This window comes from Streptomyces sp. NBC_00667, from assembly GCF_036226825.1.
Taxonomy (GTDB): Bacteria; Actinomycetota; Actinomycetes; order Streptomycetales; family Streptomycetaceae; genus Streptomyces.
This window is the reverse complement of sequence record NZ_CP109022.1, coordinates 4,761,473-4,774,171: the sequence shown is the minus strand read 5'-3', so window position 1 is coordinate 4,774,171 and position 12,699 is coordinate 4,761,473. Positions and strand designations below refer to the sequence as shown.

Below are 12,699 nucleotides of genomic sequence, written 5' to 3'. Positions count from 1 at the left end.
CCCGGTCGGTCGACCCGGGGTCACCGGGACGCGGTCGCGATGTCGGCGGCGGAGGGGGTGCCGGTACCGCCCCGCCGCGCCGGAAGTGTCGCACGGCCGCGGCATTCGGGCGGCTCGATGCTGAGGCGCGGCAGCCGGCGGTCCAGCCACGCGGGCAGCCACCAGTTGGCGCCGCCGAGCATGTGCATGAGCGCGGGGACCAGCAGCGTCCGCAGGACGAAGGCGTCGAGCGCGACGGCGGACGCGAGGGCGATCCCGAACATCGCGATGAGCCGGTCGCCACTGAGGACGAACGCCAGGAAGACGGAGATCATGATGACGGCAGCCGAGTTGATCACCCGGCTGGTCTCCGCGAGTCCCACGCGTACGGCGCGGCGGTTGTCGCCGGTCTCCAGCCACTCCTCGTACATCCGGCTCACCAGGAAGACCTGGTAGTCCATGGAGAGCCCGAAGAGCACCGACACCATGATCACGGGGAGGAACGGCTCGATCGGGCCCGCCCGGCCCAGGCCGAGAAGCTCGCTGCCGTAGCCCCACTGGAAGACGCCGACGACGATGCCGAAGGAGGAGACGACGGCCGCGACGTTCATGGCGGCGGCCTTGACCGGGATCCCGACGGACCGGAAGGCCAGCAGGAGCAGTACGCAGCCCAGGGCGATGACCACTGCGACGAAGAGCGGCAGTTTTCCGATGATCACCTCGGCGAAGTCGTCGAAGGAAGCGGTCACCCCGCCGACGTGGGCCTCCATCGAACTGCCCCGGGCGGCACGCGGTATGACGTCCTGGCGCAGCCTGTCGACCAGGGCGCTGGTGGCTCGGGACTGGGGCGCGGAGTCCGGTACGACGGTCAGGACGGCGGTGTCACCGCTCCGGTTGAACACGGGCGGGGCGGCGGAGGCCACGCCCTTCGTGGTGCGCAGCGCGTCGGCGAGCCGGTCCACGGCGATCCGGTCGCCGGCGCCGTCGAGCCGGGCGACGACGGTGAGCGGCCCGTTGGTCCCGGGACCGAAGCCCGGGGCGGGCGACGCGGGCGCCGCTTCCCGCGCGGGGCTCCCGGCCAGCAGGTCGTAGGCCTTGCGGGTGGTGGAGGTCGCCGGGTCGTTGCCCTGGTCGGAGGTGCCGAGGTGCAAGGAGGCGGTGGGCAGCGCCAGCACCACCATCACGGCCGCGGCGACGAGTCCGAGCAGCTTGGGGTGCCGTTCCACGAAAGCGGACCACCGGGCGGCGAAACCGCCGGCCGCCCCGGGCCGCGGCCCCTCCAGCGCCAGCCTGCGGCGCTCGCGGCGCGAGAGGGCGCGCGGGCCGATGACCGACAGGAGGGCGGGGAGCAGCGTGAGCGACGCGGCCACGGTGAGGAGCACCGTGAGGGAGGCCGCGATCGCGACGCCGTCGAGGAAGTCGAGCCGCAGCACGAGCATGCCGAGCAGCGCGATGCAGACGGTGGCCCCGGCGAAGACCACGGCCCGGCCGGTGGTGGCGACCGCGTGCGCGGCCGCGTCCTCCACGGGCAGGCCGCGGCCGAGGCCCTTGCGGTGCCGGGTGACGATGAACAGTGCGTAGTCGATGCCGACTCCCAGGCCCACGAGCGTGCCCAGCATCGGGGCGAAGTCGGCCACGGCCATGGCGTGCCCGAGAAGGGTGGTGGCGAAGTAGGCGGTGCCCACGCCGACCAGGGCGGTGGCGATGGGCAGCAGGCTCGCTGCGAGGGAGCCGAAGGCGAGGAAGAGGACGACGGCCGCGATGCCCACGCCGACGGCCTCGGCGTAGTGGGCGCCGGGCGCCTGGGTCAGGGCGATGGCGCGGCCGCCGAGTTCCACCTGGAGCCCGTCCGTCTCCGTGGCCGGGTTCTTGGCCGCGCGGACGACGGCCTCGGCCTGGGACTTGGGTACGGAGTCGGCCTGGAGGTCGAAGGTGACGACGGCGTAGGCGGTGCGCCCGTCGGGGCTGATCTGCGCGGCCTGCCCGGGGTGGGAGCCGTAGGGGCTGCTGACCGATCCGACGCCCGGCAGGTGCGAGACCGCCTCCAGCGCCGCCGTCATCCGCCGCTCGACGGCGGGGCTGCGGGCCGTCTGGTGGCCGGGGGTCCGCCAGACGATGGTGTCGGTGTCACCGCCCTGGCCGTGGAAGCCCTCGCGCAGGAGGGCGGTGGCCCGGCCGGACTCGGTCCCGGGGACCTCGTAGTCGTCGGAGAACGCCGATCCGGCGGCTCCGGCGGCGATCGCCGTCCCGACGAGGGCGAGCAGCCAGATCAGGACGGTGGCCAGGCGGTGCCGGACGCACCACCGTGCGAGTGCTGCCAACGGACGTGCTCCCTGTGGTTCGGATCTTCACGGGAGACAGCCCGTCGCAAAGAACGCCTGAACGCGTGAAGGCCCGGCCGGGGTTCCGGGCTTCGCCGGTTCCGGGTTTCGCCGGTTCCGGGTTTCGCCAGCGCGTACGCCGGGGCCCTACGGTCCACCTTCAAGGATCGCAGCGGTTCGTGATCGTTGGTCCCTTTCGTGCGCATCGTCACAAGCAGCCGGTTCCGGAGCCGGGACCCGATGCGGGGCCGTCTCCTCCGGCAGGCCCGGCGACGGCGCTTCGGCCCGGTACCCGGGGACCGAGGGCCAGCGGACCGTGAGGACCACCGTGTCCTCTTCCGCGTACCAGGAGTGGTCGACGCCGCGACCCCAGACGACGTAGTCGCCCTGTTCGGCGAGGACGACGCTGCGGCCGGGGAACTCCAGCCGGAACCGCCCGCTGATCAGCACCTGGAGCGCGGTGCGCTCCTCTCCGGTGACCCACTGCGCCCGCTCGTCGCCCTTGGGGTGGACGCCCCACTTGATCTCCACGTCCTCGCTGTGGCGGGGATCGCCGGGCGCCTTGAAGTGCCCGAGGAGCCAGCCGCGGTCGGCGGCGGCATCGGGAGCCGCCTTGCCGGTGTAGACGGCCGGGGCGGGAGCGGGGGGCGTCGAGTGGTCGTTCACGGGGCGAGGCTAATGCAGTTGTGCGGGGCGGCCGGCCAGTGGTGGGCTGGGCGGATGGAGACTGCGATGGATCGTGACGACCTGTTGGAGGTGCGCGCCCTGTACGACGCACAGATGCGCCGCGGGGCACAGCCCGACTCGGACCTGGCGCGGGTCGAGCGGGTGGGCGCCGTCGTCCGGTATACGACGCCGGGGCGGCAGGGCTGGAACGGCGTGCTCTGGTCGGAGCTGGACGAGGGGAACGCGGACGCGGAGATCGCGGCGCAGATCGCGCACTTCGGGCAGCGGGCGCGCAGCGGGCAGCCGGCGGACTTCGAGTGGAAGCTGTACGACTACGACCGCCCGGCCGACCTGGCGCAGCGACTGCGCGCGGCGGGCTTCGTACCGGAGCCGCCCGAGACCCTGCTGGTGGCCCGTACCGCCGACCTGGCCCGGCTGCCGGTGGAGCCGCCGGAGGGGATCACCCTGCGGGTGGTGCGGGACGAGGCGGGCGTGGACCTGATGATGGAGGCCCATGCCCGGGCCTTCGGCGTCGAGCGCCCGCGCATCCGTGAGCAGATCCTCGGCCTCCTGCGGGAGCGGCCGCAGACCATCGAAGCCGTGGTCGCCATGGCGGGCGAAACCCCGGTCAGCGCGGCCCGGATGGAGATGGTCCCGGGCTCCTCCTTCGCCGGCCTGTGGGGCGGCGGCACGGCCCCCGAGTGGCGCGGTCGCGGCATCTACCGCCTGCTGGTCGCCCACCGCGCCCGCCTGGCGGCGCAGCACGGCATCCCCTACCTCCAGGTGGACGCGTCGGCCGACAGCCGCCCGATCCTGGAGCGCCTGGGCTTCCGGGTGCTGGGGACGACGGTGCCGTACGTCTGGCAGGGCTGAGGGGGGCCGGGGACGCCCGGCGGTCCGGCCAGCCCACTAAATTGCCTTCCGTCCGCGGGGCCGCGCGGGGCAAGATCCGTACATGGAACGCATCCCACCCTCTCCGATCGCCTCCGAGCGCGAAAGCCTGCGCGCCTACCTCGACTTCCACCGCGCCACCCTCGCCATGAAGTGCGAGGGCCTGTCCGACGAGGAGCTGCGCCGCCAGGCGTCGCCGCCCTCCACGCTGTCGCTGCTGGGCCTCGTCCGGCACATGGCCGAGGTGGAGCGGCAGTGGTTCCGGCGCATCATCGGCGGCGCCGACGTACCGCACGTGTGGTCGGACCGGCACGACTTCCAGGCCGCCTACGACGCTTCGTCCTCCACCCGCGCCGAGGCCTTCGCGGCCTGGGAGGCGGAGGTCGAGCACTCGCGCGCCGTGGAGGCCGCCGCCGACTCCCTCGACGTGCGCCGCTACGTCCCCCGGTGGGAGGCGGAGGTCTCGCTCAGGCACCTGATGCTGCACATGATCCTCGAGTACGCCCGTCACAACGGCCACGCCGACCTCATCCGCGAGGCGGTCGACGGCACTGTCGGCGTCTGATCCCCTGCCCCTATAGTGGTCCCGACATTAGGGAAGCCTTACCTAAGCCACTACCGCGGGGGTACCCCAGCATGCGCAGCACGGACGACGCGGAGCTCTACCGCGACAGCTGGGGCGTCCCCCACCTCCGCGCCGGTGACCACCACGGCCTCGCCCGCGCCCAGGGCCGCGCCACCGCCCTGGACCGGGCCTGGCAGATCGAGGTGGAGCGGCACCGCGCCCAGGGGTCGAGCGCCGCGTTCCTCGGTCCCGGGGCCGTCGCCTGGGACCGCTTCGCGCGCCAGGCCCGGCTCGACGACACCGCGCGCCGCTGCCACGACTCCCTCGACCCGCAGACCGCCGCCTGGGTGGGGGCCTACGTCGACGGCGTCAACGACGGCCTCGCCGAAGGAGCCGCCCGCGACGAGCGGTTCGCGCGCACCGGACACCGGCCCACCCCCTGGGAGCCGTGGGTCCCGCTCTCCCTCTGGATCGCCACCCACATCCTCTTCGCAGGCTTCGCCACCAAGCTCTGGCGCGAGCGCGTCGCCCGCGCCCTCGGTGACGACGCCGCCACCCTCTTCGCCACCGACGGCCCCGGCACGGCCGGCAGCAACGGCTGGCTGGTCCCCGGGGAGCGCACCGCCTCCGGAGCGGCGATCATCGCGGGCGACCCCCACCGGTTCATCGAGGACCCGGGGGTCTACCAGCAGATACGCCTCTCGTGCCCCGAGTACGACGTCCTCGGCCTCGCCGTCCCCGGCGTCCCCGGCCTCGCGCACTTCGGCCACACCGGCAGCGCCGCCTGGGCCATCACCAACGCCATGGCCGACTACCAGGACCTGTACGTCGAGCAGTTGCGCCCGGCCGCCGACGGCGACGGCGTCGAGGCGCTGGGCCCGCACGGCGCCTGGGAGCCCGTCCACCGGCACACCGAGACCCTCACGGTCGCCGGCGCCGACCCCGTCACCGTCGAGGTGCTCGAAACCCCGCGCGGCCCGGTGATCACGCACACCCCCGCGGCACAGCAGACGCTCTCCCTGCGCTACCCGCCCCGCGTCCGCCGCGACCTCGGCTTCGCCGCCCTCCCCGCGCTGCTGCGCGCCCGCACCGTCGCCGACATCGACCACGCCCTCGACGGCTGGGCCGAGCCCGTCAACGTGGTGCACGCCGCCGACACCGGGGGCGGGCTCCTGCACCGCGTCGCCGGAGCCGTCCCGCTCCGCGACCCGGCCAACCGGCTGCGTCCCGTGCCCGCCTGGGAGGCGCGGTACGCGTGGCAGGGCTGGGCCACGACGCCCGCCGAACCCGTCCAGGGCTTCGCCGTGATGGCGAACGCGCGCGGCATCGCCTCCCCGCTCGGCGTGGAGTTCGCGCCCCCGCACCGCGCGAACCGCATCCGCGAGCTGCTCTCCGGCTCGGCCGACTGGTCCCCGGCGGCGATGGCCGACGTACACCGGGACACCCACCTGGCTTCGGCCGAACCCCTGCTGGCCCTGCTGCCGGGGCTCGACGGCCTCTCCCCCGGCGCGGAGCGGCTGAGGGAGCGCCTGCTCGCCTGGGACCGGCACATGGAGGCCGGCTCCACCGACGCCACCGTCTTCGCGGCCCTGCGGACCGCGACCGTACGCCGCTTCGCCGCAGACCCCGTCTTCGTCGGCCTGGCCGACGCGCCCACCGCCCCCGAGGTGTTCCACCCCTGGCTGTACCTCGTCCCGCGCGTCGGCTACGCCCTGGAGGGGCTGCTCACCACCTCCCTGCTGCCCGGCCTGGACCGTGCCGCCCACGTCCGCGCCGCCCTGGAGGAGACCGCGGCCGCGCACACCGCCGACACGCCCTGGTCGCAGGTGCACCGCCTCGCCCCGTGGTCGGCGCTCCCGGACCCGGACGTGCAGTGGCCCGGGCTCGGCGGCGACCACGACTGCGTGAACGCCACCAGCTCCGTCCCCGGCGTGACCGACCTCGCCGGCCGCGCGTCGGCGGCCCGCTACGTGTGGGACCTGGCCCGGCGCGAGGACAGCCTCTGGGCGGTCCCGCTGGGTGCGGACGGCGTCACCGGCTCCCCCCACCACCGCGACCAGCTCCCCCTGTGGGCGCGCTGCGCACTCGTCCCGGTCGTCACCGACTGGGCCCGACTCACCAAGGAATCCGCATGACCGCCCCCTCCGGCGCCCCCACCACCCGGCAGCCCGTGTTCACCCGTTCCGTCGAGGGCTTCGGCACCGTCACGCTCACCCCCGTCGACCCGGCCGCCGACTCCGCCCTCATCCACAGCTGGGTCATCGAGGAGCGGGCCGCGTTCTGGGGCATGGCCGAAGCCAGCCGCGAGCTGGTCCAGGAGATATACGAGGACGTCGACCGCCGCACCACCCACCACGCGTTCCTCGTCCGGCGGGACGGGGAGCCGGTCGCACTGTTCCAGACGTACGACTGCGCCGAGGACCGGATCAGCGAGTGCTACGAGGTCGAGCCGGGCGACGTCGGCATCCACCTGATGCTCGGCCCCGCGCACGGCGCCCCCGAGCACGGGTTCAGCGCCGCCCTGGTGGGGGTGTTCACGGCGTACCTCTTCACGGACGCGGGCGCCCGCCGCCTGGTCGGCGAGCCGGACGTGCGCAACGGCAAGGTGATGGCCTTCCTGGAACGTTCCGGTTTCGTCCTCGGGCGCGAGATCGAGCTCCCCGAGATCGACCTGCCCGAGGTGTACCTCCCGGCGAAGCGGGCCCGGCTCGCGTTCCTCGACGCCCCGGAAGGACGCTGACCGCTGCCGTCGCCCTCCCGGCGGCAAACTCACCGTTCCGATTGACCGTGTGATTCAGGCCACGCCAGACTGACCTCTCATCAGACCTGTTCCGCTGGGGGGAAATTGACCAGCCAGAATCTGCACATCGGACCGGATTCCGCAGCCGACCGCTACCGGCTGCTCCGGTCCATCGGGCGCGGCGGGGAGGCCGTGCTCTACCTCGCGGAGATCGAGCTCGCCGGCAGCAGCGAACCGGTGGTCGTCAAGGTGCTCGACTCCAAGACGACCATCACGCCGGACGTCTTCGACCGGATCAGCCAGAAGTGGAACGAGCAGGCCGAGCTGCTCCGCTTCGTCCACCGGCCCGGTGTCGTCGGCGTCCGGGAGCACTTCGAAGGGCCGCCGATCCACCGGCCCGGGGAGTCGGGGACCCTGACCGGGCGGGCCCTCGTCCTCGTCATGAACCACGTCGACGGGCTGGACCTGCGCGACTGGCGGGCCGAACGGACCCTCACCACCGCCGCCGAGCGGCGCGAGGTCATGCGCACGCTGGAGCAACTGGCCGACGTACTGGACTGGCTGCACTCGGGGAAGGCGACCCCCTCCGGGCGGCAGGTCATCCACGGGGACCTCTCCCCCGGCAACGTCATGGTCGACGCCCACGGACAGGCGACCCTGGTGGACTTCGGCCTCAGCAAGCTCACCGCCGACCACCAGACGGCCGAGGTCTGGTTCACCCCGGGCTACGCGGCTCCCGAGGTCTTCGACGGCAAGCGGACTCCGGGGACGGACCGGTACGCCTTCGGGGCCATCGCCTACTTCCTCCTCAGCGGGGAGTCCCCGCCCAGCTCACCCGAGCAGCTGGCCCGGGCCGTGCAGGCGCTGCCGCAGATCGCGGTGCTGGACGCCGAGCAGCGGAGCCGGATCACCGCGATCTACGCCTACGACCCGGCCGAGCGCCCGGTGAGCCTGACCGGCTGGATGAAGGAGGTCCGGCACGCGGTGGTGTCCACGACCGGCTCCACCTCCCAGCGGGCCACGGCCGCACAGGACGCCGTCCCGCCCAGGCCGGTGGCGGCGCCGGTCGTCCCGCCCCAGCCCGCCGCACCACCCGTCGCCGCCACGCCACCCGCCGCCGCACCACACGCCGCCACGCCACCGGCCGCGTACGCGCCCACGTACGCACTGCATTCGACTCCGCCCCCGGAGCCGGCGCGGAAGAAGAAGCGGCCCGGGCTCGTCCTGGGCTCGGTGGCCGCCGTGCTGGTCATCGCCGCGCTGGCGGTGATCGGCGTACAGCTGCTCCAGCACGACGACAAGGGGCGGGACAAGGCGACCGCCAACAGCAAGGCGGACGGCACCGCCTCCGACGAGACCACCGCGGAGGAGACACCGTCGCCCACCCCGTCACAGAGCGAGAGCGACGGGGTCGTGGCCGACCCGACCGCCTCGGGTACCAAGCCGGCGGGTGTCGCGCCGGGCATCAAGGCCGCCGACCTGACCGTCATGACGCCCGTGGACTCGCTGGGCGACTTCACCGTCGGCGCGGCGAAGATCAACACCCAGCAGTACGGCGCGGCCTTCATCGCCGACCTGGGCTGCAACGGCGACGCGATCGCGGAGTTCGACCTCAACCGGGAGTGGAAGTCCCTGGACTTCACGGCCGGGATCGATGACGGCTCCACCCACGAGAAGGGCCGCGTCAGCATCTCGCTCGACGGGCAGCCGGCCGCCTTCTCCGAGCTCGTCGAGCTCGGCAAACCGATCACCAAGAAGGTGGACGTGAGCGGCGCCCTGCGGCTGCGTCTCAAGGTGGACGCGGGGTGCGACATGGGCAAGGTCGTCATCGCCGCCCCGCAGCTGACGCGCTGAGGCGAAAGGGCGGCCCCGCACCGGGATTCCGGTGCGGGGCCGCCCTTTCGTCCGCGTACGGGTCGTGCGGGTCGTGCGGGTCGTGCGGGGTCTACTCCGAGACGCCCAGGCGCTCCAGGATGAGCTCCTTGACGCGCGCCGCGTCGGCCTGGCCGCGCGTGGTCTTCATGACCGCGCCGACCAGGGCGCCGACGGCCGCGATCTTGCCGCCGCGGATCTTGTCCGCGATGGCGGCGTTGCCCGCGATGGCCTCGTCCACGGCCGCGCCCAGCGCGCCCTCGTCCGAGACGACCTTCAGGCCGCGCTTCTCGACGACCTCGTCGGGGGTGCCCTCGCCGACGAGGACGCCCTCGATGACCTGACGGGCCAGCTTGTCGTTGAGCGAGCCCTCGGCGACCAGCGCCGCGACCCGGGCGACCTGCGCCGGGGTGATGGGCAGCTCGTCGACGGAGACGCCCTGCTCGTTGGCGTTGCGGGCCAGCTCGCCCATCCACCACTTGCGCGCGGCGGCCGAGTCGGCGCCCGCCTCGATGGTGGCGACGATGGAGTCCACCGCGCCGGCGTTGAGGATCGACTGCATGTCGTGCTCGCTCACGCCCCACTCCTCGCGGAGCCGGTTGCGGCGTACGCGCGGCATCTCGGGCAGACCGCCCCGCAGTTCCTCGACCCAGTCGCGGGCCGGGGCGACGGGGACCAGGTCGGGCTCCGGGAAGTACCGGTAGTCCTCGGCGTTGTCCTTGATGCGGCCGGCCGTGGTGGAGCCGTCCTCCTCGTGGAAGTGCCGGGTCTCCTGGATGATGGTGCCGCCGGAGGAGAGCACCGCCGCGTGGCGCTGGATCTCGAAGCGCGCCGCCCGCTCCACGGAGCGCAGCGAGTTGACGTTCTTCGTCTCCGAGCGGGTACCGAACTTCTCGGTGCCGTGCGGCCGCAGCGACAGGTTCACGTCGCAGCGCATCTGGCCCTTGTCCATCCGGGCCTCGGACACGCCGAGTGCCTTGATGACCTCGCGCAGCTCGGCGACGTACGCCTTGGCGACCTCGGGGGCCCGCTCGCCCGCGCCCTCGATGGGCTTGGTGACGATCTCGATGAGCGGGATGCCGGCGCGGTTGTAGTCCAGCAGGGAGTGGGACGCACCGTGGATACGGCCGGTGGCGCCGCCGACGTGCAGCGACTTGCCGGTGTCCTCCTCCATGTGGGCGCGCTCGATCTCCACGCGGAAGATCTCGCCGTCCTCCAGCTGGACGTCGAGGTAGCCGTTGAAGGCGATGGGCTCGTCGTACTGGGAGGTCTGGAAGTTCTTCGGCATGTCCGGATAGAAGTAGTTCTTCCGGGCGAAGCGGCACCACTCGGCGATCTCGCAGTTCAGCGCGAGGCCGATCTTGATGGCGGATTCGACGCCGATCGCGTTGACGACCGGCAGCGCGCCGGGCATGCCGAGGCAGACGGGGCAGGTCTGCGCGTTGGGCTCGGCGCCCAGCTCGGTCGAGCAGCCGCAGAACATCTTGGTCTTGGTGCCGAGCTCGACATGGACCTCCAGGCCCATGACGGGGTCGTACGACGCGAGGGCGTCCTCGTACGACAGCAGTTCGGTGACGGTCACAGTGAAACTTCCCTCTCAGCCCAGCAGGACGTCGTCGTCGCCGAGGCGCTTGAGCTCGCGGTACAGGATCGCGAGCCCGGTGACGATGGCGGCGGCGGACACAACGGCGTCGACCAGCTTCAGCGTGTCGTTCTCGGTGCGGGCCTTCTTGGCCTGCTTGATCACGCTGATGGCACCGAAGGCGGTGGTGCCGATCGACAGGTACGTACCGGACTTGGACTTCTTGAAGCCCTTGGCCTTGGACAGTGCGCTACCACTCACAGCGACGGAGCCTCCTCAAGCAGCGGGTGACCCCAGCGCGCGGTGAAGGCGGCCTCGACGGCGGCACCGACCTTGTACAGCCGGTCGTCCTTCATGGCGGGGGCGATGATCTGCAGTCCGACCGGCAGGCCGTCCTCCGGTGCCAGGCCGCAGGGGAGCGACATGGCGGAGTTGCCGGCCAGGTTGGTCGGGATGGTGCACAGGTCGGCGAGGTACATCGCCAGCGGGTCGTCGGTGCGCTCACCGATCGCGAAGGCGGTGGTCGGGGTCGTCGGGGAGACGATCACGTCCACCTGCTCGAAGGACTTCTCGAAGTCCTTCGAGATGAGCGTGCGCACCTTCTGGGCGGAGCCGTAGTACGCGTCGTAGTAGCCGGAGCTGAGCGCGTACGTGCCGAGGATGATGCGGCGCTTGACCTCGTCGCCGAAGCCGGCTTCGCGGGTCAGGGCGGTGACGTCCTCGGCGGACAGGGTGCCGTCGTCGCCGACGCGCAGGCCGTAGCGCAGGCCGTCGAAGCGGGCCAGGTTCGAGGAGGCCTCGGACGGGGCGATCAGGTAGTACGCGGCCATGGCGAGGTCGAAGGACGGGCAGTCCAGCTCGACGATCTCGGCGCCGAGTTCCTTGAGGAGCTCGACCGACTCGTTGAAGCGCTGGACGACACCGGCCTGGTAGCCCTCGCCCGCGAACTGCTTGACCACGCCGACGCGCATGCCGGCGACGGAGCCGTTGCGGGCCGCTTCGACGACGGGCGGGACCGGGGCGTCGATGGAGGTGGAGTCCATCGGGTCGTGGCCGGCGATGACCTCGTGGAGGAGCGCGGCGTCCAGGACCGTGCGGGCGCAGGGGCCGCCCTGGTCGAGGGAGGAGGAGAAGGCGACCATGCCGTAGCGGGACACCGAGCCGTACGTGGGCTTCACGCCGACGGTGGCCGTGACGGCGGCGGGCTGGCGGATGGAGCCGCCGGTGTCCGTGCCGATGGCGAGGGGCGCCTGGAAGGCCGCGAGGGCCGCGGCGGAGCCGCCGCCGGAGCCGCCGGGGATGCGGGTGAGGTCCCACGGGTTGCCGGTGGGGCCGTACGCGCTGTTCTCGGTGGAGGACCCCATGGCGAACTCGTCCATGTTGGTCTTGCCGAGGATGACGACGTCGGCTTCCTTGAGCCTGCGCGTCAAGGTGGCGTCGTAGGGCGGGATCCACCCTTCGAGCATCTTCGAGCCGACGGTGGTCGGGATGCCGACGGTCGTGAAGATGTCCTTGAGCGCGAGCGGCACGCCGGCCAGCGGGCCGAGCTTCTCGCCGCGCTCGCGCTTGGCGTCGACGGCGCGGGCCTGGGCGAGGGCGCCTTCACGGTCGACGTGGAGGAAGGCGTGGACCTTCTCGTCGGTCGCCTCGATGCGGGCCAGGTGGGCCTCGGTGACCTCGACGGCCGTGAGCTCGCCGGAGGCGATCTTCTCGGCGGTCTCGGCGGCCGTGAGCTTGATGATGACGGTGTCAGCCATGGTTGTTAGTCCTCCCCCAGGATCTGCGGCACCTTGAAACGCTGCTGCTCCTGGGCGGGAGCGCCGGAAAGCGCCTGCTCGGGGGTGAGCGACGGACGGACCTCGTCCGCGCGCATGACGTTGGTCAGCGGCAGCGGGTGGGAGGTCGGCGGGACGTCTTGGTCGGCGACCTCGGATACGCGGGCGACCGCGCCGATGATGTCGTCGAGCTGTCCGGCGAAGTGGTCGAGCTCTTCGCTCTTCAGTTCCAGACGTGCCAGCCGAGCGAGGTGGGCGACCTCCTCGCGCGTGATGCCAGGCATGCAGCGATCCTCTGGGGGTGGTGA

The 12,699-nt window shown here is 72.6% G+C and carries 10 protein-coding genes and 1 pseudogene; 5 read left to right on the top strand and 6 right to left on the bottom strand.

The window, feature by feature from the left end; translation table 11 throughout:
* Nucleotides 1-20 precede the first annotated feature (20 nt).
* Together OHA81_RS22245 and OHA81_RS22240 are read right to left on the bottom strand one after the other, a co-directional pair.
* A complete protein-coding gene (locus OHA81_RS22245; RefSeq protein WP_329198532.1) occupies nt 21-2,300 on the bottom strand; it encodes an MMPL family transporter in 2,280 nt (759 codons plus the stop codon).
* A 276-nt stretch (nt 2,301-2,576) separates the two neighbouring features.
* Nucleotides 2,577-2,966: pseudogene (locus tag OHA81_RS22240) on the bottom strand (signal peptidase I); the annotation flags it as partial.
* Between the two features lie 66 nt (nt 2,967-3,032).
* Between OHA81_RS22240 and OHA81_RS22235 the strand changes: the two are divergent.
* The 5 genes from OHA81_RS22235 to OHA81_RS22215 all read left to right on the top strand — a co-directional run bounded on the left by OHA81_RS22235 (nt 3,033) and on the right by OHA81_RS22215 (nt 9,016).
* Nucleotides 3,033-3,839 (top strand): GNAT family N-acetyltransferase, encoded by an 807-nt coding sequence (locus OHA81_RS22235; protein WP_329198530.1) that lies wholly within the window; start codon nt 3,033-3,035, stop codon nt 3,837-3,839.
* A gap of 82 nt (nt 3,840-3,921) precedes the next feature.
* Nucleotides 3,922-4,422, top strand: a complete 501-nt coding sequence (locus OHA81_RS22230; RefSeq protein WP_329198528.1) for a DinB family protein — start codon at nt 3,922-3,924, stop codon at nt 4,420-4,422.
* 71 nt (nt 4,423-4,493) lie between these two features.
* Nucleotides 4,494-6,557, top strand: a complete 2,064-nt coding sequence (locus OHA81_RS22225; RefSeq protein WP_329198526.1) for a penicillin acylase family protein — start codon at nt 4,494-4,496, stop codon at nt 6,555-6,557.
* Nucleotides 6,554-7,162, top strand: a complete 609-nt coding sequence (locus OHA81_RS22220) for a GNAT family N-acetyltransferase (protein ID WP_329198524.1) — start codon at nt 6,554-6,556, stop codon at nt 7,160-7,162. The genes OHA81_RS22225 and OHA81_RS22220 overlap by 4 nt, the downstream gene beginning before the upstream one ends.
* 105 nt (nt 7,163-7,267) lie before the next feature.
* Entirely contained in the window at nt 7,268-9,016 is a 1,749-nt protein-coding gene (locus OHA81_RS22215) for a protein kinase domain-containing protein (RefSeq protein ID WP_329198522.1), read from the top strand.
* A gap of 91 nt (nt 9,017-9,107) precedes the next feature.
* Here the strand turns inward: OHA81_RS22215 and gatB are convergent, their stop codons facing one another.
* From gatB to gatC, 4 genes are read right to left on the bottom strand one after another with little or no spacing between them, the layout of a single operon-like run.
* Nucleotides 9,108-10,616: an Asp-tRNA(Asn)/Glu-tRNA(Gln) amidotransferase subunit GatB gene (gene gatB / locus OHA81_RS22210; RefSeq protein WP_329198521.1), complete on the bottom strand. Its 1,509-nt coding sequence runs from the start codon at nt 10,614-10,616 to the stop codon at nt 9,108-9,110.
* Nucleotides 10,617-10,631: 15 nt separating this feature from the next.
* On the bottom strand, nt 10,632-10,877 hold the full coding sequence (locus tag OHA81_RS22205; protein WP_136214541.1) for a hypothetical protein: 246 nt from the start codon (nt 10,875-10,877) through the stop codon (nt 10,632-10,634).
* Nucleotides 10,874-12,373 carry an Asp-tRNA(Asn)/Glu-tRNA(Gln) amidotransferase subunit GatA gene (gene gatA / locus OHA81_RS22200; RefSeq protein ID WP_329198518.1) on the bottom strand — a complete coding sequence of 500 codons (1,500 nt, stop codon included), beginning with the start codon at nt 12,371-12,373 and terminating at the stop codon, nt 10,874-10,876. Before gatA ends, OHA81_RS22205 begins: the two co-directional genes overlap by 4 nt.
* A 5-nt stretch (nt 12,374-12,378) precedes the next feature.
* Nucleotides 12,379-12,675 (bottom strand): Asp-tRNA(Asn)/Glu-tRNA(Gln) amidotransferase subunit GatC, encoded by a 297-nt coding sequence (gatC, locus tag OHA81_RS22195; RefSeq protein ID WP_007266718.1) that lies wholly within the window; start codon nt 12,673-12,675, stop codon nt 12,379-12,381.
* Nucleotides 12,676-12,699 lie beyond the last annotated feature (24 nt).

Bases quoted from the DNA above. Each gene is read 5' to 3' on its own strand.
- OHA81_RS22235 (WP_329198530.1), top strand. From the start codon at position 3,033: ATGGATCGTGACGACCTGTTGGAGGTGCGCGCCCTGTACGACGCACAG.
- OHA81_RS22230 (WP_329198528.1), top strand. From the start codon at position 3,922: ATGGAACGCATCCCACCCTCTCCGATCGCCTCCGAGCGCGAAAGCCTG.
- OHA81_RS22225 (WP_329198526.1), top strand. From the start codon at position 4,494: ATGCGCAGCACGGACGACGCGGAGCTCTACCGCGACAGCTGGGGCGTC.
- OHA81_RS22220 (WP_329198524.1), top strand. From the start codon at position 6,554: ATGACCGCCCCCTCCGGCGCCCCCACCACCCGGCAGCCCGTGTTCACC.
- gatA (WP_329198518.1), bottom strand. From the start codon at position 12,373: ATGGCTGACACCGTCATCATCAAGCTCACGGCCGCCGAGACCGCCGAG.
- gatC (WP_007266718.1), bottom strand. From the start codon at position 12,675: ATGCCTGGCATCACGCGCGAGGAGGTCGCCCACCTCGCTCGGCTGGCA.